This window comes from Paenibacillus sp. OV219, assembly GCF_900110075.1.
GTDB lineage: Bacteria > Bacillota > Bacilli > Paenibacillales > Paenibacillaceae > Paenibacillus_Z.
The window spans coordinates 213907-238897 of the sequence record NZ_FOCJ01000004.1 but is presented as its reverse complement, the minus strand read 5'-3'; the positions used below and the strand labels follow the sequence as shown (position 1 = coordinate 238897).

The 24991-nt window shown below is 49.1% G+C and carries 19 protein-coding genes; 16 read left to right on the top strand and 3 right to left on the bottom strand.

Going from position 1 to position 24991, the window contains the following annotated elements:
- Nucleotides 1–84 precede the first annotated feature (84 nt).
- The 3 genes from BMY11_RS12855 to BMY11_RS12845 all read left to right on the top strand — a co-directional run bounded on the left by BMY11_RS12855 (nt 85) and on the right by BMY11_RS12845 (nt 3984).
- On the top strand, nt 85–1428 hold the full coding sequence (locus BMY11_RS12855) for an ABC transporter substrate-binding protein (protein WP_090576246.1): 1344 nt from the start codon (nt 85–87) through the stop codon (nt 1426–1428).
- Between the two features lie 26 nt (nt 1429–1454).
- Nucleotides 1455–2747, top strand: coding sequence for a Gfo/Idh/MocA family oxidoreductase (locus BMY11_RS12850; RefSeq protein ID WP_090576243.1), 1293 nt, complete (start codon nt 1455–1457; stop codon nt 2745–2747).
- Between the two features lie 145 nt (nt 2748–2892).
- A complete protein-coding gene (locus BMY11_RS12845; protein ID WP_090576240.1) occupies nt 2893–3984 on the top strand; it encodes a helix-turn-helix transcriptional regulator in 1092 nt (363 codons plus the stop codon).
- A gap of 230 nt (nt 3985–4214) precedes the next feature.
- Here BMY11_RS12845 and BMY11_RS12840 read toward each other — a convergent pair whose 3' ends face one another.
- A complete protein-coding gene (locus BMY11_RS12840) occupies nt 4215–6527 on the bottom strand; it encodes a glycoside hydrolase family 2 protein (RefSeq protein WP_090576239.1) in 2313 nt (770 codons plus the stop codon).
- A 103-nt stretch (nt 6528–6630) separates the two neighbouring features.
- Nucleotides 6631–7929 (bottom strand): glucosidase family protein, encoded by a 1299-nt coding sequence (locus tag BMY11_RS12835; protein ID WP_090576237.1) that lies wholly within the window; start codon nt 7927–7929, stop codon nt 6631–6633.
- A 274-nt stretch (nt 7930–8203) separates the two neighbouring features.
- Here BMY11_RS12835 and BMY11_RS12830 point away from each other — a divergent pair, with 274 nt between their 5' ends.
- The 11 genes from BMY11_RS12830 (at nt 8204) to BMY11_RS12780 (ending at nt 19923) form a co-directional block, all read left to right on the top strand.
- Nucleotides 8204–9634, top strand: a complete 1431-nt coding sequence (locus BMY11_RS12830) for an NAD(P)/FAD-dependent oxidoreductase (protein ID WP_090576234.1) — start codon at nt 8204–8206, stop codon at nt 9632–9634.
- Nucleotides 9635–10480, top strand: a complete 846-nt coding sequence (locus tag BMY11_RS12825) for an NAD(P)/FAD-dependent oxidoreductase (RefSeq protein ID WP_090576231.1) — start codon at nt 9635–9637, stop codon at nt 10478–10480.
- Nucleotides 10481–10500: 20 nt separating this feature from the next.
- Nucleotides 10501–10944, top strand: coding sequence for an SRPBCC family protein (locus BMY11_RS12820; RefSeq protein ID WP_090576228.1), 444 nt, complete (start codon nt 10501–10503; stop codon nt 10942–10944).
- A 37-nt stretch (nt 10945–10981) separates the two neighbouring features.
- Entirely contained in the window at nt 10982–11761 is a 780-nt protein-coding gene (locus BMY11_RS12815; protein WP_090576772.1) for a DeoR/GlpR family DNA-binding transcription regulator, read from the top strand.
- Complete coding sequence (locus BMY11_RS12810; RefSeq protein WP_090576225.1) at nt 11758–13305, top strand: FGGY family carbohydrate kinase; 1548 nt, start codon at nt 11758–11760, stop codon at nt 13303–13305. Before BMY11_RS12815 ends, BMY11_RS12810 begins: the two co-directional genes overlap by 4 nt.
- 30 nt (nt 13306–13335) lie before the next feature.
- Entirely contained in the window at nt 13336–14337 is a 1002-nt protein-coding gene (locus BMY11_RS12805; RefSeq protein ID WP_090576222.1) for a metallophosphoesterase family protein, read from the top strand.
- A gap of 28 nt (nt 14338–14365) precedes the next feature.
- Nucleotides 14366–15067, top strand: coding sequence for an MgtC/SapB family protein (locus BMY11_RS12800; RefSeq protein ID WP_371262824.1), 702 nt, complete (start codon nt 14366–14368; stop codon nt 15065–15067).
- Between the two features lie 94 nt (nt 15068–15161).
- Nucleotides 15162–16022, top strand: a complete 861-nt coding sequence (locus BMY11_RS12795; protein ID WP_256217455.1) for an MBL fold metallo-hydrolase — start codon at nt 15162–15164, stop codon at nt 16020–16022.
- A 140-nt stretch (nt 16023–16162) separates the two neighbouring features.
- Nucleotides 16163–17695, top strand: coding sequence for a spore germination protein (locus BMY11_RS12790; RefSeq protein WP_090576769.1), 1533 nt, complete (start codon nt 16163–16165; stop codon nt 17693–17695).
- Nucleotides 17692–18783, top strand: coding sequence for a GerAB/ArcD/ProY family transporter (locus BMY11_RS12785; RefSeq protein ID WP_090576213.1), 1092 nt, complete (start codon nt 17692–17694; stop codon nt 18781–18783). The genes BMY11_RS12790 and BMY11_RS12785 overlap by 4 nt, the downstream gene beginning before the upstream one ends.
- Complete coding sequence (locus BMY11_RS12780; protein ID WP_090576210.1) at nt 18784–19923, top strand: Ger(x)C family spore germination protein; 1140 nt, start codon at nt 18784–18786, stop codon at nt 19921–19923. It abuts the gene before it with no gap.
- 181 nt (nt 19924–20104) lie between these two features.
- Here the strand turns inward: BMY11_RS12780 and BMY11_RS12775 are convergent, their stop codons facing one another.
- Entirely contained in the window at nt 20105–22042 is a 1938-nt protein-coding gene (locus BMY11_RS12775; RefSeq protein WP_177182620.1) for a glycoside hydrolase family 36 protein, read from the bottom strand.
- A 275-nt stretch (nt 22043–22317) separates the two neighbouring features.
- On the opposite strand from BMY11_RS12775, the gene BMY11_RS12770 reads away from it, so the two are divergent.
- Nucleotides 22318–23061 carry a creatininase family protein gene (locus BMY11_RS12770; RefSeq protein WP_090576205.1) on the top strand — a complete coding sequence of 248 codons (744 nt, stop codon included), beginning with the start codon at nt 22318–22320 and terminating at the stop codon, nt 23059–23061.
- 2 nt (nt 23062–23063) lie between these two features.
- Nucleotides 23064–24977 (top strand): DUF8034 domain-containing protein, encoded by a 1914-nt coding sequence (locus tag BMY11_RS12765; protein WP_090576203.1) that lies wholly within the window; start codon nt 23064–23066, stop codon nt 24975–24977.
- The last annotated feature ends 14 nt before the right edge of the window (nt 24978–24991 follow it).

The following is a 24991-nucleotide window of genomic DNA, read 5'->3' as shown; positions in this document are numbered from 1 at the left end:
TTGCCAACCTTACTTAGTGGTAAGACGCTTCAAGTTGTACTAATATGAATGCATGCATATCAAATAAGGTGAAGTGAAACAAAGATGAATAAGTTATGGACGATCCCGTTCGCAATCACGTTGCTTGCGGGCAGTATAGCCGGATGCTCAGGTATGAATGATGCTGCCAACACAGAGAATCATACAGCTAATGAGAATGCTGGAGAAGTTAAACCGAACGTAAATTCAGAACAAGTAACACTTCGTTTCTCATGGTGGGGTGGCGCTGATCGTCATGAGGCTACGCTTGACGTAATCGATCTTTATATGAAGAAACATCCGAATGTCACGATTGAAGGCGAATACAGCGGTTATACGGGCTACTACCAGAAGCTGCTCACGCAGCTATCATCGAATATAGCGCCGGATATTATCCAGATCGACCAGCCCTGGATTGCCGAATTGACCAGCCATTCCGATGTATTTGTAGATTTGCACGGCAGGGTGGATCTTTCAGGCTTCGATCAGACATTCCTTGATGATTTCTCTGTCGTTAATGGTAAATTGCAAGCGTTGCCAACGGGATTGAATGGCGATATCACCATCTATAACAAGGATGCGATGAGTAAAGCCGGCATCCAAGTCGATGAGAAGCTCGATTGGGACAAGCTGATCGCTTATGGAGAGAAGCTGAAGTTGGCTAAACCATCGGCTTACCTTTTGAACTCAGGCTTATATAACCTCTCCGATATCTTAAGAAAATATATGGTCCAGCATACGGGCCAGCGATGGATTATGCAGGATTACACGCTTGGCTTTACGAAGAAGGATGCAGTCGATGCGTTTAACTTTCTGCTCAGAATGGAAAAAAGCCACGTGCTTCAACCGTTTGAAGATATTTTGCCATACGATGAGGAGCCATCGCATAATCCAAAGTGGGCAAATGGTCAGCTAATGGCTTATCTTGACCAAGTGAGCGAACTGGAGAATTACCAAAGTCAGACGAAAAATGCTCTTGATGTGGTTCAATCTCCAATTCTTGCCGGTACAACAGACACAGGCGTTGTTATGCGTCCTTCGCAGCTGATTGCAGTCAATGCAGCTTCAAGGCAGCAGGAGACGGCACTGGATTTCTTGAACTTCTTCTATCATGATCCGGAAGCGATTAAGCTGCTTGGTACAGTGCGCGGCGTGCCTGCAACTGCTGATGCCAGAACGCTGCTAGTGAAGGAGAAATTGATGAATCCGCTTGTTGCCAAAGGTATCGAGATCACGAAAGCGACGAAGGGTTCGAAGGAGAATTACGTCGAAACGAGCTATGAAGTTTATAACATCACGACGCACATTATAAAGAAGGTCGGCTTCAAGAAAGAAACACCTGAACAAGCAGCCGATGAGCTGATGCAGCGACTTACGGAGCAGCTTGCTGAGATTAAAAAAGCTGATTAATTATAATGAATGCGAGGGATGAATAAATGAATAATAAGAAGAAGTATGTAATCGTTGGTGCCGGAGGCAGGGCAGAGTTCTTCTACGAGGCAATTGCAACAACTTACAAGCATACGTCAGAGCTGCTCGCCTTCTGTGATATGAATCAGACACGAATGAATTATGCGAATAAGCGGCTGACGGAGAGCTATGGCGGGGCGGCGGTTCGGACTTACAAACCGGACCAGTTTGACCAGATGATCGAAGCTGAGAAGCCTGATGTTGTCATTGTGACAAGCATCGACCGTACGCATCATCAGTATATTATTCGTGCGATGGAGCTTGGCTGCGATGTCATTACTGAGAAGCCGATGACGGTGGATGAGAACAAGTGCCAGGATATTCTGGATGCTGTTGAACGTACAGGCCGCCGCATGCGGGTCGCATTCAACTACCGTTATGCACCGCATCATACGAAGGCGCGCGAGCTCATCGAGGACGGCGTCATCGGCGATATCTTTTCGGTTCATTTTGAATGGATGCTCGATACAAGGCATGGTGCGGATTACTTCCGCAGATGGCATCGCGACAAACGCAACAGCGGAGGGCTGCTTGTACATAAATCGACCCATCACTTTGATCTTGTGAATTTCTGGATTGGCGCGCAGCCAGAAACCGTGTTTGCTTTCGGTAATTTGTCATTTTATGGACGAGAGAATGCGGAGAAGCGGGGAGTGACCAGCTTCTATGAGCGGGGCACTGGCAATCCGATTGCGAAGGAAGATCCGTTCGGATTGCAGCTTGATGAGAATCAGCATCTGAAGGAAATGTACTTAGATGCCGAGCATGAGGATGGATACAGACGGGATCAGAGCGTATTCGGAGACGGCATCAGCATCGAGGATACGATGGGGGTTATGGTTCGTTACAACAACAAAGCGATTCTAACTTACTCCCTGAATGCTTACTTGCCTTATGAAGGCTATCGCATCGCGTTTAACGGCAGCAAAGGGCGAATTGAAATGGAGATATTGGAGCGGGCATACATAAATTCTGGCGGCAGTAAGGAAGATGAAGGCGCATTAGAAACCCAGTCCATTATCGTTCATCCGATGTTTAAGCGGCCTTACGAGGTAGAAGTGGAGGACGGAGACGGCGGACATGGCGGTGGTGATCCTATTCTTCTTCGTGACCTGTTCGGTGAACCAGAAGAAGATCGCTTCAAACGGGCAGCCAATCACATTGACGGCGCCCGGTCTATTCTAACAGGCATCGCGGCGAATCAATCGATTCGCACTGGGCTGCCGGTTCATGTGAAGAGCTTGGTGAATTTCAAGTAAGTTCTCATTTCTCATTTTACAATTTTGCTGAAGATGCTGTATGACTTCCATTGGAGTCATGCGGCATTTTTATTTTCAACAAACACAACTTATATCAAAAAAACGATAATCATTTCTTTTATAATACATGTAGGAGGAGGTGCTTATGAACAATACGATGCAGGAGATGGTTGATTGGATTGAGGATCATCTCTTTGAAGATTTCTCATTAGAAAATTTAGGTAACGAATTGGGGTATTCTCCGTATTACTGTTCTTTCAAATTTCATCAACTGACCGGAATCACCATAAAAAGATATATGTCACTTAGAAAAGTATATCTTGCTTCCATCGAACTGAAAGATACAAATCAAAAAACGATTGATATAGCATTTAAATATGGATTTTTATCTCAAGAAGCTTTTTCCAGAGCATTTAAAGGGACATTTGGTATCAGTCCTAGCGTCTTTAGAAAAACCCCACAACCATTGCAGACTTATGTGAAATTTATTATCAATAGTAGAAAGGACGGTTTCTCGATGGACATATCTCAGAAATTAAAGATTGGAGCTTTGCAAAATATCCTCCATGATCAATTTGATCAAGATATATTGAATATCTTAAATGGACAAATGATGTATGAACAATTTTATAATCATCAGCTTATGGAGAAAAGTGATTATGTCCCCTTTAATGAAGCGATGTGTTCAAATGATACTACTTGTTCGATCTTCAGCGATGAATTTATTAAAATGAGAGCTTCCGGACATCAGGTGTCTGTACAAGATTATGAGCGGATTACCGTGACTCCTTTAAAACCTCTGTTTGAAAACAAATACAAATGCATGGTTCTATGGTTTGGTGATGACATGTTCTGTCAAATGAATTTGCTGACCGTACTGGCCTATCTAGAACAAGAGGGATATGAAGGAAAAGTGTATTTCCATATGGTTAAGGAAATGACTTATGAAGTGGAAGAAACGGACATCCTGCTAGAAGGCTATAAAGAAATCTATCAACAGGTTTTGATTCATCATCATTTGCCTGAAGCGAATTTAATGCCTGTGATGTACCAGGGAATCCGTTTGTATTTAGAATATTTAAAGGAAGATAATGAAATCACAGCATTTATCAAGAAGCATTTAGGTATGCCTCAGGATGAATTATTGCAACAATTATTTAGTCTATTTCCTCACTACGGACTAGGAGATACGCAATACATAAAAATGATTCAAGCCATAGAAGAACGGGGGATGTGAAAAGCATCCCGAATGTATCCACACTTGGACTCGGAGGGCACTCGCTCGGGAACGTTATGCGTGCTTTAGGCAGACGTAAAGAAGCAGAAATTATGGCGTGGACGATAGCTCCGGCGCTGATTAAAGCGGTTTCAACGTTCAGGTCGCCTATGACGGACTGCAGATTAACGAAGTCTGAGCTTACGCCAGGCAAGCAAAAAAGCACCCGAAACGAGGTGCTTTTTTTTATTTCAGGAATAGCATTTTTCAGAGGAGAACGCCTCCGGTAAGGCTTCAATGATCGTCAGCCATTTCTTGTACTGATTCAAATCAAACGGAACAAGTCCCGAAATATAGTGATTGGCGCATTCGATTGAATTGTATTTCCACTTCAATAGATAGAGTCTCTTTTTTCCTTCCATCGTCCTGATAGACCCTACTTCCACATTTTCGTTCGCTTTCATCATCACTTGACCTTGGAGCAGAATCTCCCCTGTATCTCCATCCTCGACATGATACGAGACGAGCCCGGTTTCAAGACTATCATTGCCAAGGATAACTCTATGATGCCAGTTTTCGATTTCAGACATCATCAAACATACAGGAGCCTGTACTCTCCTAAGATAATGATAAGCGAGCTTTTTGTTGAAGTAGTAATCGACTACGGCATCGGAAAATTGAGGCCAGCAATCTAAGGCATTCCACCAAATTACTCCGGTCCGGCGCCACTTGCGAAGACGTACCATCTCCACGAAAAACTTTTTAGCCTCGGCCTGGGAAATCTGTGATGCTAATGCAAATTCCTCAAGTGTGCCAGGTACATGCCCGAATAAAATTTCAACTTGATTGGCCATCAGCTCGTTGCGATTATAGTAGCGTTTCTCGAAGGGGATATACTCGGTATTGTGAGTATCCCATTCATCGTTGTTTTGGTAAGGCCACAACTGATCAGGCGAAATGAACTTCTTAATTGACGATGCAGCAGGGCAACCATGATAACCGATTTCACTAATAAAATGTGCGGTAGTATGTTTGTAGAAGTCCCCCTTGAAATAATCCCGAGGTCCCCAGTTATGCTGCTCAGGAACATTCAAATCACCTATGATGTGATCCGGAATATAAGGTGACGAATGCAGATAGTTCCTGAATGGGTCATGGCTTCCCACTACATTCGGAAGCACGTCTCTCGATATTCGGTTATAACGCGAATGGGGAAGGACGTAACCCTTATGATAGTACAGCTGGTCGATCTCATTATCTCCTGCCCAAAGGAGAATCGAGGGATGATTACGCATTTTTTTGACGATGCTTACAGCTTCCTTGCGGATCATATCGGCAAACTCTTCGTTCTGGGGATAAATCGCGCAAGCCATCGCAAAGTCCTGCCAAACCATCATCCCTCTTCGATCACATAATTCGAAAAATTCATGGTCCTCATAAACGTTGCCGCCCCAGCATCGAACGATGTTACAGCCCAAATCCGTGAGCAAATCATGTGCTTGCTGCAATCGCTCTTTGTCCCGGCTGTGCAGAGCATCGAGCGGCACCCAGTTCGTACCTTTGGCGAATATCGGAATGCCGTTAGCTATGATTTGGAATTCCCCGGCATCGCCAGGCTCGAATGCGGTCTTCAATTCGAGGACTCTAATGCCGATATTCTCTGTTCTGCTATCTATCGGCTGTCCCTTATAAAGCAAAACAAACGTGACCTCATATAAGTTTGCATCCCCGTATCCCTTGGGCCACCACAGCTTCGGGTTCGGTACATCGAAAGAAAATCCGTCCGATACGAATTTCGTATTCGCCTCGTGTTCAAAGCTATGCTCTCCGCTTACCCCTTTGATTCTGATCGAAAAATCGTTGAGATAAGTTTTGTCGGTCGTAAATCGATAGCGAACAGCCATTTGAGCGCTGTTTCCGTGTAACTGTTGCGTTGCGTAATACACATCTGTCAGACGCGTCTTCTCCTGGGCTATTATTTCGATATCTCTCCAGATCCCTGCAGAGAGCAAGCGGGGAGCAATGTCCCAGCCGAAGGAATGCGCCGGCTTACGAAGCCACACCAATTCGTCGTGACGCTCGGACATACATAGGTTCACGGGAAATTCTTTGTCTCTGATCTTGTTCATGGCTGATTCGATCCGGATGGCAATGTGGTTGGTTTCACCGAAGCGAACATAGCGTGTGATATCGCACTCATGCTCGATCATCATGTTATCTGTCGTTCCCGCTAACGCGTCATTGACCCATATCGTTCCGAATGTATCCAGTCCGTGCAGTTTGATCACAATATCTTTTCCTTGGAAATCGTCTTGAAGCTGAAACTCTCTTTCGAACCACCATTGAAAATATTCATACTTGCTAAATTGATATAGATTAAGCCCTATGTACGGATCGTCCTCGACTCCGGCTCTAACCAAATCGAGTTCCACATTTCCCGGAACAGATGCCTCAATGGCGGGCCAATTACGTGCTTTAACATCTGCTAGTACCGCAGGCATCTCACCTTCTTCCAAGCCATAGTACAATTTCCACTTTCCGTTTAAGGTCATGCTTTGGTTCATAACGATCCTCCTTGGGTCTAAAAGCTCTCAACGACTAACCAGAATGTTGTGAGACGCAACAGTCTATTTTTCATAATCCTCGACAGTATAACGAGCATCGCGTTCAGCTGAAAATATGCTGATTTCCAAGCACAATCCTCGTCAATATGGCAGCGTATTCGCAATATCGCTTCGCACCTGTCGGAAATACATCCCAAGTTTGCAGTGGCTGGTATCGCTCGAACCAGTAGCCGCCGAAACGAGCTCCCATCGCGCAGACAAGCTCAACTGATTTCACCAGCCGAGCGGTATCGTTCATGCGTATGCACGCCATTGCCTCCAGATACCAAACTCGGCCCATTGCGGCAACGTCATGAAGCTCTCCCATGCTTAAGCTTTGAAACGGCATACGCTCTGCAATTTCCCAATCCCGAAAAAGGTACGCGACTGAAATGACCTGAGTTGGAAAATCCCCGCGCCAGAACCGGTGCTCGCGTGTCATAACATTCCAGACCAACGCCGACTGCTCCTCGTCAGCGATACCAAAGGCGACCGCTGCCCAATTGACATCGGTTAGGCCGTGGAAATCAACGATCCCATGCTCGGGGTGGATATATTCTGCGTAATGGTCTTCCTGCCAGAAGAACTCCTGGAAATGTGTTTGTAATTCGTTCGCATTCGAGAGCCAGAGGGCTGCAGTCTCCTCGTCTCCTAGCTTCTGATGCAACCCGGCCAAGCGGTGGAATGCATGGATGGCGTAGCATTGCGTGACGCCGTCCCATTTATGGCGAGAATACATTTCCATGTAAAAGCCTGCTCCATCTATAAGTCCGTTCTCGCATTTGCAAGAAAGCACATACCGTCCGGCTTGCTCGAGCGAGCCGATTTTCTCACGCAGCCAGTTCACGTCATTGGTGAAGGACATGATGTCCTCCCCCGTCAGCAAATATGATATCGGCCCCAGTACACCTAGCGGATTGTTCGGTACCCAATGCTCGAAGAGTCCAATCCACTGCTGAGCCGACATGTTTGAGTGGGGAGGTTGACCTTCCCTTTGAATGGGGGCATACGTAAACATATCCTCAGGGTATCGGATATTCTTAATAGCCCCTTCCGCTACGGGAGGTTTATCAATGGGGAAGACGGCAAATGGAATATGGCCGTCTTCCCTTTGAGACGCATGGGCGAAATCAAAATAATCCAATACTGCGCGTATCTTGCCCATTAGAAGATAAGCGCCGGAAATCTCCCAAGCATCCAGACCAGGAAACACCCACGTTTGGCCGAAATGCTCGCCGTCCGCTTCAACCATAAAGTGTCCGGGGAAGAGCTTTTCTGAAAGGGCGGGAGTTAGCGTTTTTTGAATGGCGTCGTTGACGCCTCTGCGAATATCTTTATCTCGTATCCAACTCAAATTGTCCATGACGGCCCTCCATGTTGTTGATTGGCCTGCTGCTAGAACTGACATAATTGTGTAAGTATATCTGCGTGGGGGGAGGTTTGAAGAGATTGAATGTGGTATTATGAACCATTTTAGTTTAATGGATGAGCTTGTACAAGAAGAAAAATATATAAAAAAACATTTGACCGTTGTTTTATATTGCATTAGAATTTAAAACAACACATAATGCAACATTGTTGCTTGAAATTGATAAAAATGCCACATTCGCATCCCGAGTGAGAAGGAGTCATCCGATATGGAACCACATTTGGTCAAGGATGTAGTCGTAATAGGAGGCGGAGTAGTCGGGAGTGCAATTTTACATGCTCTTTCGTTCTACCAGCTCGATCTTCTGCTTATTGAAAAGCAGCCTGATATTTGCGAGGGAACAAGTAAAGCGAACAGTGGAATCATCCACACCGGATTCGATGCAAAACCAGGGACGATTGAAGCCGATTGTCTCAGGCGCTCGCAGGAGCTATGGCCGGATTTAATCGCAAACTTACGAATACCCTTCTTGCCTTGCGGTGCTGTGATGGTGGCGAGAAATGAAGAAGAGAAAGAAGTCATTGTCCAAAAGTACATACCAAATGCGGCGGCTAATGGAGTAGAGGTTCAGTGGCTGGGCAAAGAAGAACTGCTGGAAGCAAATCCGGGACTGACTGGGGAAGCAATTGGCGGATTGCTTGTTATGAACGAGGGGATATGCGATCCGTTTTGGACGACTCGTGCTTTTGCCGAAAGGGCAGTTCTCAATGGGGCGGAGCTGACATTAAGCAACGGTGTAGTAAGCATTGAGATGCGAGATTCGACACAATCGCTTGATGTGTCTCGGTTCCGAGTTCACTTGGAGGATGGTAGCTTCATAGATGCAAGCTATATTGTCAATGCAGCTGGACTTTGGTCCGATGAGATTGCGCGAATGATTGGCGATGACAGCTTCACGATCACTCCGCGAAAAGGCCAGTTCATCTTGACGGAAGACCCCTTGCCGATCTCACAAATTGTACTGCCTGTGCCAAATGCTAAATCCAAGGGGATTTTGGTCGCTCCCGTTGTATTTGGAGGGTTCCTGCTGGGACCGACCGCTGAAGATCAAGAGGATAAGTGGGATCGCTCGACAAGCAATGAAGGGCTCGAAAGTGTGCTGGCCGGCTGCGAGAAGCTGCTGCCGGATTCCAGATCCTATAGTAGTATTCGGCAGTTCGCTGGAGTACGGGCTGCATGCAGCGAAGGAGACTTCGTCATTCGTCCATCCAGCAAGAGCAAGGCGATGATTCACGCAGCGGGCATCCGTTCAACAGGCATTTCCTCATCTCCTGGAATTGCCCAGCTTGTTCTGGAACAGCTCAGCCTGTCGGGGTTATCCCTGCAACCAAACTCGGAAGCCGGGCAAGAATTACCGGACCTGTTTGTGGAAGATAATGAGAGTGGATCGGGCGAGATCGTATGCTACTGCCGATCAGTGACACGCGGCGAAATTGCCAATGCGCTCCATAGACCAGTCGAAGCTCTGACAATAGATGGCATTAAACGCCGAACTGGCGCAATGCTCGGAGAATGCCAGGGAAATTGCTGCATACCGAAGATTATGGATATGTTCGTTGAGCATAAGAACGATCAGCACCCATGGCAGCCTCTAAAGGGGATTAGGCGTTCTTATGTCGCGTTGAAGGAGGGAAACTAAGTGGATGAGTGGCAGCTGTTGATTATCGGCGCGGGTATATCTGGTCTTACGGCTGCAATCGAAGCTCATAATAAAGGCTATGAGCAGGTATTGCTTATCGACTATCAGAAGGAAATTGGAGGCTTTACCCGTTTTTATATGGATTCATCAGACTTCGAGAAGGAGCGCAAACTGCTGGACCGCGCTCGTAACCTACCTTATCCGATTTGGACCCAGTCTACCGCAATTGGGTTGTTCGCGAATAACAAGGACAAAAGCAACAAAGTCATTGTGCAGACTCCCAATCAGAATCTCACTCTGAAAGCACGCAAAGTACTAATTGCTTCAGGGGCGCTTGAGAAGCCGCGCGAAGCCCACCGAATTGCCGGTGATCGTCCGGCAGGCGTCATGACACCGATAATGGCTGCCCAACTGTTGGAACGTGGTTTTAAGCCAGGGGAACGCATCATTCAGTTCAATTCTGGGCGGATCGCAATGAGTCTCGCACAGATGCTTCGTTCGCGCAATTGTCAGCTTACAATGTTGGATGAGCAGCAGTACGACGTAATCCATATTAAAGGTTCGTCGCGCGTCGAGGGAATAGTCGTTCGCAACCGAGTGACCGGGACTGAAGAGTTTCTTCATTGCGATACGCTAATCTATAACGAAGGCCGGCTGCCGGGTACCTTTTTCCTTAAAGGTGGCGTTATCGAACGGGATTCGGCAATGGCCGTGAAGATTGATCAATACGGCCGGACGAACATAACAGGTGTATTCGCAGCCGGCAGTTGCACAACAGTTGGGGATGACAATCATTTGAACTCCATAGAACTTGCCCAACAGGTGATGGAAAAGCTGCTAATTTGATATAGAAGGGATTGCCCGCGATGATCTTTCATGGTTCATTTCGTGTACCGTCGGATAGAAGTCATGTGTTTGCCGTCTTTATGGATGCAGAGAAATTGGCTGGATGTGTATCTGGAGTCAAAAATATAAAAGTCCTCTCACCAACCCAATATGAAGCGGAGATGGAAGTTAAAATTCAGTTTATGACGCTTGCTTTCAAAGCTGTTGGCGAATTGCAAGAGTCAGTAGAGAACGAATCCATTCAAGTAGAGATGAGCGGTAAGCCCGTGGCGTTGGCTGGGGTGTTCCGGAATCGCCTCAATGTACACTTCGATTCTCCGGTACCCGATGAAACGATCGTCACTTATGAGATGGATGTTCAAATGACCGGAAGGCTCGCATCACTCGGTGAAATATTGATACGCAAAACAGTGGAGAAGTCGGCAATTGAATTCGCCGATAACGTAAAGAAAATATTCAATTAGACCGAAATCGATCAGTCCGAAAGGTATGGTGCGCATCGTGTTCCAGAATGTAAGGCAAGAGCAGATTGTACAAAGACTTAAGAACAATCAGACAGTGAAAATCGCGGAGATTGCTTCTCACTATGGAGTAACGCGGGAGACCATTCGACGGGATTTGTATGAGCTGGAGAAACAAGGATTGATTACAAAAGTACATGGGGGGGCCATGCTCAATAAAGCGAACGAAGAGCCGGTGTATTCCAAGAGAGCCATCTGGAATGTCCAAGAGAAGCAAGCCATTGCGCGCAAAGCGGCTAGCTTTGTCGAGGATGGCGATGCCATTTACATCGATCTTGGCACGACCACACTGCTTTTCGCCGAAGAGCTCATGCAGAAACGCAATATTACGGTGATCACGTCCGCTTTACTCGTAGCATTGGAAATGTCCAAACATCCCAGTGCTAAGGTTATTCTTTGCGGAGGCGAATTACGACCAGGAGAGCTGTCATTATCCGGGCCTATTGCTCGCAAAACAATTGAAGATTTCTTCGTAGACAAGGCTTTCATTGGTGTTGGCGGCATTTCCAAGGAAAATGGATTTACCGACTTCCACATCGGGGAAGCGGAAATTAGGAGCCTCGTTCTTCAGAGAGCGGGAATGAAGATTACACTTGCCGATCATTCCAAATTTAGTGTGGTTGCATTCACAAAAGTTGCGTCGATAAAAGATATGGATTTGGTCATTACGGATTCGAAAGCGCCGGAAGCGCTGATTGGTCAACTACGCGAAAGTGGTGTGGAGGTAGTCATTGCGGATGGAGGCGTCATAGACTCATGACCCAGAAGCTGCTGTTAGCCATAGATCAAGGGACAACAGGGACCAAGGTGCTGCTTCTTAATGCGGAAGGTCGTATCATCTCGCAGAGCTATCAGCGCCATACACAATACTACCCGTTGCCCGGATGGGCTCAGCATGATTCAAAAGAGATATGGAGTCGGTTACAGCAATGTGTAAGTGAGGCTTTAAAGTCAGTCTCGGCACATGCCGGTCAGATTGAAGCGGTAGGGTTGTCAAACCAAGGTGAGACATCGCTGTTTTGGGATAATCAGACTGGGGAACCAATTAGTCCCGCGATCTTGTGGTCGTGCAAGCGTTCGTTAGCAATCGCGGAGCGATGGTCGAGGGACGGCCGATGGCCGGAGCTAGTTGGAGAACGAACAGGACTGAACATTGACCCGTATTTTAGCGCTACGAAAATCCGTTGGATGATGGATGAAATACCGGAAGTACGTGAAGCGATCCGTCAGGGGAGGGCGCGCTGCAGCACATTGGATTCATGGCTGATCAATCAGATGACCGGAAACAAAGGTTGTTATGTGACAGACAGCTCGACAGCGGCAAGGACATTATTATTCGATATTCAGAAGAAACAATGGGATCCGGATATTACCGGCTACCTCGAGATTGATATAGAGTGGCTGCCGGAAGTATTGCCTTCCGTCCATTCCTATGGCGTCACCGATCCGGTTAACTTCTGCGGCATTCAAGCGCCCGTTCTAGTCAGCATGGTAGATCAACCGGCATCTCTCTATGGACATCGCTGTCTGGAGCCCGGAATGACGAAGTGCACCTATGGAACGGGCTGTTTTGTCTATATGAATACAGGCAGCGTTATAACGCCAACGAATCGAACGAAAGGTTTATTATCGACAATTGCTTGGGAGAAGAACGATAACGAGGTCACCTATGCATTAGATGGAGGCGTGCTATCTGCTGGCTCCGCACTGGATTGGGCTCGGGATGAGCTCGGATTATACGGGGATTTAGGTGAACTGAACAGCTGGTCGGATCGATGGTATAACGCGTTATCGGAGCGGAATACCGCTACATTGAATCACGAGGTCATGTTTATCCCGGCACTTAGCGGCTTGGCGGCTCCTCATTGGAATCCCGCGGCTGCAGGCATGTTTCTTGGATTAACGCTCCATTCTGACAAAGAAACACTGACGCGCGCGATACTGGAAGGAATTGCTCATTCGGTTACCGATGTTATGGATGTGATGAAAGATGCGTCCGGCCGGCAGATCTCCGTTCTCTGCACGGATGGGGGACTCTCTCAAAGCGATTACTTAATGCAGTTTCAGGCTGACATTAGCGGTATTCCGGTAGAACGGAAAGAACTAAGCGATACGACGGCGCTGGGCATAGCTTACCTGCTTGGCGAGGCTTGTGGTTGGTGGACATATGAAGAGATAACGAGCAGCTCGGTCTTAAAGAACGTGTTTGAACCACGTTGGTCTTCCGATTATCGTGGGGAAATCCGCTATCGCTGGCAGCAGGCGATGCAATTCTTGGTAAGCTTCAAGAGCAAAACGATTTGAAGAAGTGAAACAAGGAGAGGAAGATCCCTTATGGCACTGAAGAAGAGTCTGTTCTTTAGGCAAGACGGCACGTTTAAAATCGTTCAATTTACCGATCTTCATTGGTCTAGCGGCGGATTGCTGGATTTGCGTACTCAATCCTTGATGCAAGAAGTTTTGCGCGAAGAGAAGCCAGATCTCGTCGTCTTCACGGGCGATATTGTTTATGCCAATTACAGCGATGATCCAAAACGCTCGTTTCTTGAAGCTGTCTCCTGTGTCGAAGCGTCCGGTATTCCTTGGGCAGCTGTTTTCGGTAATCATGATACAGAGAGAATTGTTACCCGTGAGGAGCTTATGGAGCTTCAGCTAGGTTGTGCGAATTGCCTCTCCGAACCGGGACCGGAAGACATCTTCGGGTTTGGGAATTTCATTCTTCCCGTTAATGGAGCCGATGGCCAAGCTGCTTTCGCCTTATATTTCCTTGACTCCGGAAGCAATGCGCCTGCTTCGGTGGGGGGCTATGATTGGATTCGTCCAAGTCAAATTAACTGGTATATAGAGCAATCCAAGAAGCTATCCGCAGAATACGGCGGACCGATGCCATCCTTGGCATTCTTCCATATTCCTATCCCTGAATACAAGCAGGTCTGGGATAACGAGATTTGCTACGGTGTCAAATATGAGGATTTCATCCCTCCGATCATCAACTCTGGGTTTGGCGCAGCGATGGTGGAACAGCAGGATATGCTAGGAACATTCGCCGGACACGATCATATCAATGATTTTTACGGTGACTGGTACGGCGTCCGCCTTTGTTACGGCAGGGGGTCAGGATACAATGCTTACGGCATGGCGGGATTTGCAAGAGGGGCTAGGATCATCCAGCTCCGCGAGGGAGCTCGCGACTTCGAGACCTGGATCCGTCTGGAAGGAAATAAGGTGGAGCTTGAGCAGCCGATTCACGTCCCGTCACAGAATCAGCCTGAACTGATGGATGCTTTCTCATTAGGCGATTCCTCCGAGTGGTGGCTCACCGATTATACATGTTGAGCTTTTAATGCGGTTGGGGATTGCAGTCTTGTTAGGCGGATTAATCGGGATTGAGCGGGAATGGAATAATCACGCTGCTGGATTCCGCACCCATATCCTCGTTTGTCTCGGATCGACGACCATTATGCTTCTATCTATGTATGGTTTTTCAGACTTTGTAGGCGAGCCGCATGTAAGTATGGACCCGGCCAGATTAGCGGCACAGGTTATTAGCGGGATAGGCTTTCTTGGTGCCGGCGCCATCATGAGAAACGGATCTATGATAAGCGGTCTGACCACCGCCGCATCGGTGTGGGTAGTCGCAGCGATTGGTTTATGTGTCGGCGCTGGTTATTTGTATGCTGCCATTTTCTCAACGCTCATTGTTCTGATCAGCCTGCTGTTGTTTAACAAATTAGAACGGTATATTATGAGACGCCGCAGAAACGTTGAAGTTAACATCAACGCATTGGATTACCCCGGCGTGCTCGGCTTGATTTCTTCGAAGCTAGGCGAATACAAGATTCAAATTAGCAATATCAGAATGAAATTGGATCATGAAGGCACTGATAATCGTAAAGAGACCGTGCAGCTATGCTTTAGCCTGAAAACCCCAGGTCACGATCAGCTTATGATGGCATTGAATCAAATCGTTTCTTTTGAATTTGTATTGGATATGGATACCGTTGGGATGCTTCCAGTATCTCAACCATCTGCATCTTTTGAAATGAGTTCCCAGGTTAAAGCATGATGGATGAAGGGGCTTTTAATAGCACCTGCCGTAAGGTATCCTTTAAAAAAGACCGATTAGAAGTTAAACTCCCAGGAGGAACCGTATCTTGAATATGATATTTTTAGGTACTGGCGCTGCCGAAGGACTTCCATGTTACTATTGCCGCTGTGATTACTGCAACGAAGTAAGGAAGCGAAGGGGCAAGGACATTCGCACAAGATCGTCCTTCCGCATTGACGGGAAGCATCAGATTGACTTTAGTCCGGATATTTTTTCTCAGATGAATACGCTGGGTCTGGATGTGTTTGATCTGGAGCATCTACTGATTACGCATACGCACGAGGACCATTTCGATCTTGCCGAAATTATTGCCAAGGAATGCGCGGTTGATCCACACCCGAGGCCGCTGAACATCTATTTAAGCAAGCCTGCGCTCTCATGGGCTGAACGGTTAATGGATGGCTATTCAACACATCTATCCAAGGAACAAAGATCGGAACTAAAGAGCAGATACGTCTTGGTACCGCTTGAATACTACGAAACGTATTCGATTGGGGAGCTGCTCGTAACACCTGTCAAAGGAAGCCATCGTGCATTCGGTGAAGGTGAGCTGGCCAATAATTATTTGATTGTTTTGCAGAGTGGGAAGAGGATATTGTATGCAAGCGATACCGGCTGGTACAGTGAGGAAACTTGGGGCTATCTAGAGGGCAAGAAGCTCGACATGCTCATCATGGAGTGTACGTTTGGCGGCAGACAAGACCGCGGGATGCACGTGGAAGGCCATCTCGACATTCCGAATTTTCTCCTTATGCTGGAACGTATGCAGGCCATCGGGCTTATTGATGCACAAACTCCCATTTATGCGACGCATATTAATCACAAGCACGATCTGCTGCATGATGACATGCAATTGGTATTCGATCAGAGCGGCTTCAACGTTCAGGTCGCGTATGACGGTTTGGAAATATAATTAATAGGCGATCGTTTCCCTGCACGCAGCAGGGAGCGATCGTTTTTTTTATTGCATAAATTATCCATTCCAAATGCACAATAATTGCAGCGCAGACTATTTTTCGAGGAGGTGATACGCTAGTGGGATTCTTTCGCAGCATGCTAAGAGGTAAGCGCCGGCAGCATAAGCCGTCATCACCGTCGCCTGCCCGTACGCAAGATACGCATGGGGCCCAGCCGCTCAGCGCGGATATGGAAAGCAATATTACGGAACTGCAGGCATGCCTCAGCCAGTCGCCTGATTTAGTTACGCGTCGTTTTCCGATCAGAGCAACCGGTGAACGGGCCGCGCTCATCTATCTGGATAGTTTATCGGACAAGGTAGCCGTCAATCATGATGTGCTCCGGCCTCTTATGCATGAAACGGCGGCTGACCCTCAAATCGAGAATATCGTCACCGTTGGCCGGATTAAGACTGTAACTGATCTCTATCAAATCGAGAAGGGCGTTCTGCAAGGTGGGAGTGTCTTGTTCGTTGAGAATACGGGCACTGCTTATCTATTAGACACGCATGGATGGCCGCAGAGGGCGATTGAAGATCCGCAATTGGAGGCTTCGCTCAAAGGCGCTCACCAAGGCTTCATTGAAACCAGCAGTCAAAATATCGCGCTTATCAGGCGATATATCCAGAACCGGGAAATGAAAATAATCGAAATTCAAGTCGGCGAACGAGGATTGACCACTGTCAGCATCTTATATCTAGCAGACGTGGCGAATCCCGAAGTGCTGCAGGAATTGGTCGACCGAATTAAGCAAGTCGATATCGACGCCATCCTGTCTACCGGCGAGCTGGAAGAATACATCGAAGATAATCCGTACTCACCGTTTCCTCAATTCACGACAACCGAGCGTCCCGATTCCGTCGCTTCGCAAATTTTGCAGGGCAGGCTGGCAGTGGTCGTGGATAAGTCGCCTGAGGTGCTGATCGGTCCGGCTAATTTTGCAATGTTCTTCCAAAGCATCGATGATTACAGCATCCGGTGGCAGGTTTCATCGTTTATTCGGCTCCTTCGGTTTGGTGCGTTCTTTGTCACCATATTCCTGCCCGCCTTCTATATCGCAGTCATTTCATACAATTTCGAAGTCATCCCTCTTAAGCTGCTGTTGTCAGTAGGTCAATCAAGGCAAGGCGTTCCGTTTCCGCCTATAATAGAGGCTTTGATTATGGAGCTAACGCTCGAAATGCTAAAGGAGGCCGGGATTAGGCTTCCGGCGCCAATCGGGCAGACGGTGGGCATCGTTGGCGCGATCGTTATCGGACAAGCGACTGTGCAGGCGGGAGTTGTCAGCAATATCATGGTTATCGTCGTGTCACTAACAGCGCTGTCCTCTTTTATTATTCCGAATAATGATATGTCTGCGGCGATCCGCTTAATCCGCTTCCCGATGATGCTAGCCGCATTCGTATATGGGATGCTAGGCGTCGGCATAGGCATGCTCGTGGTGCTCGGACATTTAATCGCATTGGAGTCGCTTGGCACCCCTTATTTTGCTCCTTTCAGTCCGCTCCGATTCGCGGATATGAAGGATACGCTCATTCGGCTGCCGATGTGGAAAATGGTGAATCGGCCACTCAGCTCGAGAGCGATTCAGAGGCGCAAGCATGGCAATAATCGAGGTGGAAACGGTTGAAGAAGTACGCATTGAATGATATTACGCTATTTCAATACATCTTTATGATCCATGGCTCGCAAGTGGGGTTCGGCCTGATGTCGCTTCCGACGGATTTAGCTAAGCGTGCCGGAACGGACGGGTGGATTTCCCTCCTGTTTGGATGGGCGCTTGCCGTGCTTGCCAGCTTGGTCATCACTCATGTCATGAAGAAGCATCCCGATCAAACCGTGTATGATCTGATCCCCCGCTACTTCGGCAAAGTGCTCGGCTCCATCATGAATGCGGTAATCATTGCGTACTTCCTGTTCGGTTTTTTAATTGCTTTTATGGCATTGGTCGGTTTTTTCAAAGTCGAGCTGCTCGCGAATACGCCCAACTTCTTGATGGTGCTGCTGTTCTTAGTGCCAACGTACAACCTTGCCCGCAATCAAGTGCGCATACTCGGCAGATACGCGGAAATAAGCTTCTGGGGCTTCTTGTGGCTGCTGCTTGTCTATTTGTATCCATTGAAGAATTCCCACTGGCTGCATATGCTGCCGATGCTTAAAGAGGGTTGGGAACCTGTGCTGCAAGGCGTCGATACGACAGGGCTTTCTTTCCTTGGCTTTGAGATGAGCTTCGTTCTCTATCCCTTCTTGAAGCATAAAGAAAGGGCAGCTTTAGGTATTATCATCGGGAACAGCATTACGCTGCTCCTTTATTTAATCGTCACCATCATTTCCTTTTTATTCTTCTCGCCCGATGATATTATTTCGTATCAATATCCGACGTTGAAAGTGCTGAAAGTAATGGAGTTCCGCTTTCTGGAACGCGTCGAGGTTGTTGTTCTAGTGGCTTACGTCTTCTTGGCGATTAGAGTATGGACCCATTATTTGTTCGCAGCGACATTCGGGCTCAGCAGACTGGCCGGGAGGGAAGACCATGTGCCATTCGTGAAGCTCATCTCCATCGGGATGCTCCTGCTCTTCACGTTCTACAAGCCATCGTTTCAAGCGATGAAGCTGATGTTGGATTGGTTTGGCACATCGGGCTGGATCATCGCTTTTGCTTTTCCGTTCTTCCTGCTCGGTTATACAAGCATTTTCGGCCGTAAGGGGGCGCTCTAGATGAATCGGCTCTACCAAATCGCACTTGTCCTGTTATGTACGCTGCTGCTGCCCGGCTGCTATGATCAGATGAATTTGGAGGACGCCTCGATTTCCCTCATGTTAGGGCTCGACGTGGATGATAACGGCCAGCTATTGGTTTATTTGCAAAGTCCTGTTTTCTCCCGAGAGGCAAAGGAAAAGTCGGAGACGGTAGCTGTAACCGCCGATACGATACGGCTTTCACGCACCAAATTCGATGCGGTACTAACCGGGATTACGACCGGAGGGAAGCTGCAAACGATCTTAATCGGCAAGCGGCTGCTTCAGCAGAAGGACTGGTTTACCTTATTCGATATATTCTATCGCGTTCCGAGGCTGACGGAAACGTCGAGAGCAATCATCGTTGATGGACCTGTAAAGGAGATTTTTGAATTTAAGCCTGCGGATAAGCCGCGTCTCTCTTTGCATATGAGCAAGCTGATCGATACATCGAACCAGACGAATATCACCGTATTAACAAACTTGCAGGAGCTGCGTCGGCAGATGAAAGAGAAGGGCATGACCCCTTCCTTATCGCTCATAAAGAAAGAGAAGGATAATATCTTCGTAACGGGAACAGCGCTCTTAAATAAGAAGGATGCGATGGTGGGTCAGCTTTCTCTTCAGGAAAGTACGCTTCTGTTGATTTTACAAGGTCAAATCCATGGCGTACCTTCAATGGTCATCGTTTTGGGTTCTACGAAGGATGAGGAGGACAGCGACAAAGAAGCTACGATTAAGGACGCTATTGCATTCGATGTGGCCACGTACAAGAGAAAAGTGCGTACCGCGGTAGTGAACGGAAGGTTCCAGTTTGATATTGATTTAAAACTCAACATTGTCATCACTACATTGCAGATGGTGGATCTCAATCTTACTAGGAACAACAAAACCGAAATTGAGAAAATCACCGCAGCTGAGCTTACGAAGCAAATGGAAGCGTTAATCCGTAAATGCCAGACAAAGTCGGTCGATCCGTTCGGATTCGGCCTCTACGCCCGGGCATATCAATATAAAAGTTGGAAGAACATTCAGAATGAATGGGGGACTGCGTTCGCAGATGCAGATGTCCGTATTCATGTGAAAACCAATATTAAAAGCATGGGCGTCACGGAATGATGCAAGACTAGAACAAGAGAGCCCAAATCCACTCTCTCACGCAGGATAAACGCGCTCGCCGCGAAAAAAATGGTGCTGAGAGAACCAATATGCTCTCTCAGCACCAAAATCAACCCATCAAACCGCCGAGAGAACTTATACGTTCTCTCAGAGCGAGTCAAACCCGCTCGCCGCGCAAACATTATTGCTTACGATAAAAATACAGCTTGCTCTGCCTGCATTGCCCAATCTCGACCTGCAGCGATTGCAGCGCTGACCCGCGAATGACTTGGATTTCTTTCGTATCCGCGTCCTCCAACTCGTAATTCTCCTCCGTATCAATGCCTTGCAGCTGGAAGATCGCGGTTACAAAAGGGCTCTCTTGTCTGCGGAAAGCGGCTACAATGCCTTGGCCGAGGTCCGGGCGGTCCATCTGATACGCCAGCCATACCTGTGGAGAGATCGAGCAATCCGTGAGCGGATAGAAATCGCCCGCGAAGAACGCTCTTGCCCGGCTATATTCTTGTAGTCGATCGCGAAGCTCATCGACGGGGAAGTCCGGGACGACTGTTCCATCGGTCTGGAAGTACGGTGATAGGCCAGCGGCGGCTGAGAGAATGCTTCGCGCGTCATAGGGCGCCGAAGATCGCGCTGCTGTTCCGCTGAGCGGAATCCAATACGATAAGCCAAAGCCATGCGTTTGCGCGGCAATCGGGTCGGAAGGAACGCACTGCACATCGCTTCGCCATAGCGGGATGCTGCGCGATGTCGTCTCGATATCGATTCGGCGTCCGCCGCTTGCGCAGTTATCGATGATGAGACCGGGGTGCCTTCGAAGAAGCTCGTCCCAGAACGTGTACAACCCTTGTACATAATGCGCTTCGGCAGCGCCGATGCGATCCGGCGTGTCGATGCTTTCCCAGTAAGGAAGTGGGTTGAAATTGAAGTCTTGGCGGAACAGATCGATGCCGTGTTCTGCGATGATCCCCGAAATCATTCCAATCAGCCATTCCAACGCTTCCGGTTGCCCGAGATTGAGCAGCAGACTCTCGCCCTCTACCTTGTTACCGACATACCACTCCGGATGCTCGAGCGTAATCGGTTTGCCGTAGATGGCGCGCTCCGGCTCCATCCAGAGCAGGAACTTCAGGCCCGATTCGCGAGCCGCGTCGCTCACGACTCTCACGCCATCCGGGTAATACTTGCGGTGATAGTTCCAGTCACCGGCTTGACGATACCATTCTCCGGTAAACTCGTCGGAGGTATCGGCGTTCGAATCGCCATACCAGCCTGCATCGACCCAATAGTAGTTATAAGGCAATTCCAGCTCCTTCACGGCGCGAATCCGGTTCAGATGAACGGCCGTCTCCGTTCCTCCCCACGAGCCGACTGTGATCGGTCCGGTAATCGTTTCGCCTTCTACCTTCGGTGTTTTGTGCTCGATAATAAAGCGGCGCAGCTTGTTCTGTCCGTCCATTCGGTTGCTGCCCGTCCAAGGCACGAGAACGATGCTCGGGGTGCGAATCTCTTCCCCAGGCAGCAGCGAGAGGCGAAGATTCGCTTGGCCGGCGCGAACCGCGAACCGGTTCTGAGTGGGACATGTCAGCTCTGCCGACCATTGCCCTGACCAGCCGACCGCGATGATAAGTCCAAGTTCCTCCTGCTGCAAGTTAAAGAAAGGCAGGACACCATTCGATGAGCGGCCTCCTACTGGCGTGAAGCGGTGGAGCTCGCGGTCCTTCATCTGGATGCGCTGCGGCATGAAGTCATCATATTGATTGCTGGAGCCTTTGGAATAATGAAGAATAGCGTCTTTGGATTGCGGCAGCTCATATTGTAGGTCAATCGCCTTCACATGCTCGAGAATCGGCAGATTCTGCTCGGAGCGATTGCGGAAGGTTACGACCCATTCGCTAATGCCTCCGGAGTAGCTTTTGCATACCAATTTGCATTGCAGCCCCGTCATTTCATCCTCGTACAAACGTTCAATCTGACTGACCCCGTTGTCGCTTGATGCCTTCTCGCTCATCATAAACCGACTTATCATGTTCTCCGACGACTCTCCGCCGTAAACGAATGAGAACGGCAGCTTGCCGCCGCTGAGATAATCGGTGAGCGGACTGCCTAGCTCTAGCTTCACGCCATAACCCCCCATGTATGTAGCTTTCACCACTAGTGTAAACGCAATCATTTGCATAAACAAGATATTTTGTTAACTGTTTTATTATATTGTAAACATTATTATCGCTATGGGCTATGGCGGTAAGTGGCTTAATCGCACTTGTATCGGGCTGCTGCTTACGAATGTGCGCTAAAGACACTTATCTAACAAAGAGTGACTATCGCCGCGCCATAGGCCGGAGCTATAGTGTAATCGCGAGGTAGCATGATTACGAGGTGAAAGGGGAGCAGGCGATGTATTTGACGCGTATGCGGCCAGAGCAAGTTCGGGAAGCGGTGCGAGATAACCTGCCGCTCATTATGGGCTCGGGCGTTGTGGAATATCATGGACCGCATTTGCCAATTGGGACGGATGCAATGATTGCGAGCCATATTTGCACAGAGGTGGAGAAGCGAATCCCATGCGTCGTGGCTCCACCGATTGCGTTCGGCCCGACGATGTCGTGGGCAGCAGGACCGGAGGACGGGGAGATCGACTTCGACCCGGCGCCTTTTGAAGCCTATGCGAAGGAGCTGCTGAAGCGGCTGCGGATGATCGGCTTTAAGCAGATCTATATTGTCCAGCATCACCAAGGTATGGATGGATTGCAGGCGCTGAGCCTGAGGCATGCGGCTGCGGAGCTTACGCGCGAAGAGGCACAAGGCTACGGCCACTCTTGGGGCTGGCGGGATCCGAGCACGCTGCCGAACCCGAATATTTTCGGGGCCATTCAGGTTGCAGGCATTGATACGTATTTGCGCTATCCTTCGGACAATCTGGGACCGATGCCGATCGGCCATGCCGGAAAAGGAGAAACGCAGCTCATTCAGCATATCGATCCCGAGACGGTTCGCATGGAGGCGCTTGATACGATCGAACAATCGCGGTTGCCGGAATGGCTGATGGATGCGAAGGAAGCGGATGCGGATGAGGCGAGGTTCTGGCTCGATCTCTGTGTAGAAGGCTGGATTCGCCATATCACTAGAGCAGGAGGATAAGGATGGAAAGACGCGCACAAACAATTGTAGCTGATTTGCCATTCGGCCAACCGCCGAAGTGGGCGCTCCTGGAGCGTCAGTTGATTGATCTCATGAATGCGGCGATCGACCCGCTACTGGAAAAGTATGTTTATTCGGACGGTACGATCATGTGGCCGACGAAGGAGGATCACGTCGGAGTCGACGCGCTGGATGATGCGTACGAGAGCTTCCACAATTGGCCGCTGTTCTATTTGCTCGGCGGGGCTGACCGGTTTCTGGATCTGTCGCATAAGGAGTTCGACGCGATCACCGAGCAGTTCACGAGATACGATAGCGGACACGGTCATCCGATGGTCGTTAAGGAATATGAGCAAGGCTATGACTGGTTCCATCAAGGCGAAGGCTATCTGTTCTTCTATCTGCTCTGTCTCGCAGATCCTTCGAATGAGAGGAACATGGATAGAGCGAAGCGGTTCGCCGGCTTCTATATGAACGAGGACCCGGATGCGCCGAACTATGACGAGAAGCACAATATTTTGCGGAGCGCGCATACCGGCAGCAAAGGGCCAGGCCATCGGAACTTCTCCGGCGAGCCTTGGCATTACGAGGACTGGAAGAAATGGTATGGCCTCCCGTTCCTTGATGTGCCAGGCGTGGAGACCGTCGATGATTTGAAGGACCATGACAAGGCGGCGCTCATGGGTACGGCGATGAAGGAGCGGCAGGCTTACGGCGATGTTGCGGTCAATTTGGCGGTGACGACGATGCTTGCGAACGCCTATCTGCTGACCGGCGAGGAGAAGTATAAAGCTTGGATTCGCACCTATGTGGACGGCTGGGTAGAGCGGACCGCGCAGAACGGCGGCATTCTGCCTGATAACGTTGGGCTATCCGGCATAGTAGGCGAACATAACGGGGGGAAATGGTACGGCGGCTACTACGGCTGGACGTGGCCTCATGGCTGGGAGACCGTCGGCGATGCGGCAGTTATCGCGGGCCAGAATGCGATGCTGTTGTTCCAGGATGCCAGCTATCTCGATCTGCCTCGCTCGCAAATCGACCATTTGATCAAGCTTGGCGTCCGAGACAATGGAACGCTATACGTGCCGCATAAGAAGGGTGATCCGTTCGAGAAGCCGCCGTACAACTGCGAGCCTGCGCTGAAGAATGAGCAGGGCGAGATATACCGCCATGACGGCTGGTTCGAGTACTTGCCGATGGACTCACGCTATATTGCTCATCTGTGGAACATGTCGCGTGATGAGGCGGATCTTGCACGGCTCGTGACGATTCGTAATAGCAAGACGCGGGAATGGGAGCAGGTGAACATGCTCCGCAAGAAGGATCAAGGCGGGCATGAGCAAGCGTGGATCAGCTACTTGCAAGGCGATTATCCGGCTTATCCGGAGGAGATTCTGATGCACAATCTGGAGCAGGTCTACGGACGGCTGCAGTTCATGCGCGACGATACACAGGACCCGTCCACGTACGGAGATTGGTATTTACAGGCGCGTAATCCCGTAACGGCGGAAGGGCTGACTCAGCTGACGCTAGGCGCGCCGCAGCCGGATTATAACGGAGGCCTGCTGATGGCAAGCATCAGATACGCGGACTTAGAGCGCGGGCGACCGGGCTTACCGGCCGATGTCGGCGCCCTCGTCGAGCATATGGATGCGGAAGGGCTGACCGTCAAGCTGGTCAACCTCAGTGTGTCGCAGAAGCGGGAGCTGGCGATCTATGCCGGGGCGTTCGGGGAGCACCAGTTCACAACCGCTGCGTACCGGACGCGGAGCACGGATGGCGACGGTATGGAGGAAGCCGTTATTGAAGATAACGTGCTTGAGGTGACGCTTCTGCCCGGCAGCGAAATTACGCTGCATCTCGGCATGAAGCGGTTTGCTCATGACCCGGCCTATACGGTGGGCAGTCGGTAGAGGAGTTGAGAGCA

What these genes read in the sequence shown, in the direction of transcription:
- BMY11_RS12855 (WP_090576246.1), top strand. Translation starts at nt 85, where the DNA reads ATGAATAAGTTATGGACGATCCCGTTCGCAATCACGTTGCTTGCGGGC.
- BMY11_RS12850 (WP_090576243.1), top strand. Translation starts at nt 1,455, where the DNA reads ATGAATAATAAGAAGAAGTATGTAATCGTTGGTGCCGGAGGCAGGGCA.
- BMY11_RS12845 (WP_090576240.1), top strand. Translation starts at nt 2,893, where the DNA reads ATGAACAATACGATGCAGGAGATGGTTGATTGGATTGAGGATCATCTC.
- BMY11_RS12840 (WP_090576239.1), bottom strand. Translation starts at nt 6,527, where the DNA reads ATGAACCAAAGCATGACCTTAAACGGAAAGTGGAAATTGTACTATGGC.
- BMY11_RS12835 (WP_090576237.1), bottom strand. Translation starts at nt 7,929, where the DNA reads ATGGACAATTTGAGTTGGATACGAGATAAAGATATTCGCAGAGGCGTC.
- BMY11_RS12830 (WP_090576234.1), top strand. Translation starts at nt 8,204, where the DNA reads ATGGAACCACATTTGGTCAAGGATGTAGTCGTAATAGGAGGCGGAGTA.
- BMY11_RS12820 (WP_090576228.1), top strand. Translation starts at nt 10,501, where the DNA reads ATGATCTTTCATGGTTCATTTCGTGTACCGTCGGATAGAAGTCATGTG.
- BMY11_RS12810 (WP_090576225.1), top strand. Translation starts at nt 11,758, where the DNA reads ATGACCCAGAAGCTGCTGTTAGCCATAGATCAAGGGACAACAGGGACC.
- BMY11_RS12805 (WP_090576222.1), top strand. Translation starts at nt 13,336, where the DNA reads ATGGCACTGAAGAAGAGTCTGTTCTTTAGGCAAGACGGCACGTTTAAA.
- BMY11_RS12795 (WP_256217455.1), top strand. Translation starts at nt 15,162, where the DNA reads ATGATATTTTTAGGTACTGGCGCTGCCGAAGGACTTCCATGTTACTAT.
- BMY11_RS12790 (WP_090576769.1), top strand. Translation starts at nt 16,163, where the DNA reads ATGCTAAGAGGTAAGCGCCGGCAGCATAAGCCGTCATCACCGTCGCCT.
- BMY11_RS12780 (WP_090576210.1), top strand. Translation starts at nt 18,784, where the DNA reads ATGAATCGGCTCTACCAAATCGCACTTGTCCTGTTATGTACGCTGCTG.
- BMY11_RS12770 (WP_090576205.1), top strand. Translation starts at nt 22,318, where the DNA reads ATGTATTTGACGCGTATGCGGCCAGAGCAAGTTCGGGAAGCGGTGCGA.
- BMY11_RS12765 (WP_090576203.1), top strand. Translation starts at nt 23,064, where the DNA reads ATGGAAAGACGCGCACAAACAATTGTAGCTGATTTGCCATTCGGCCAA.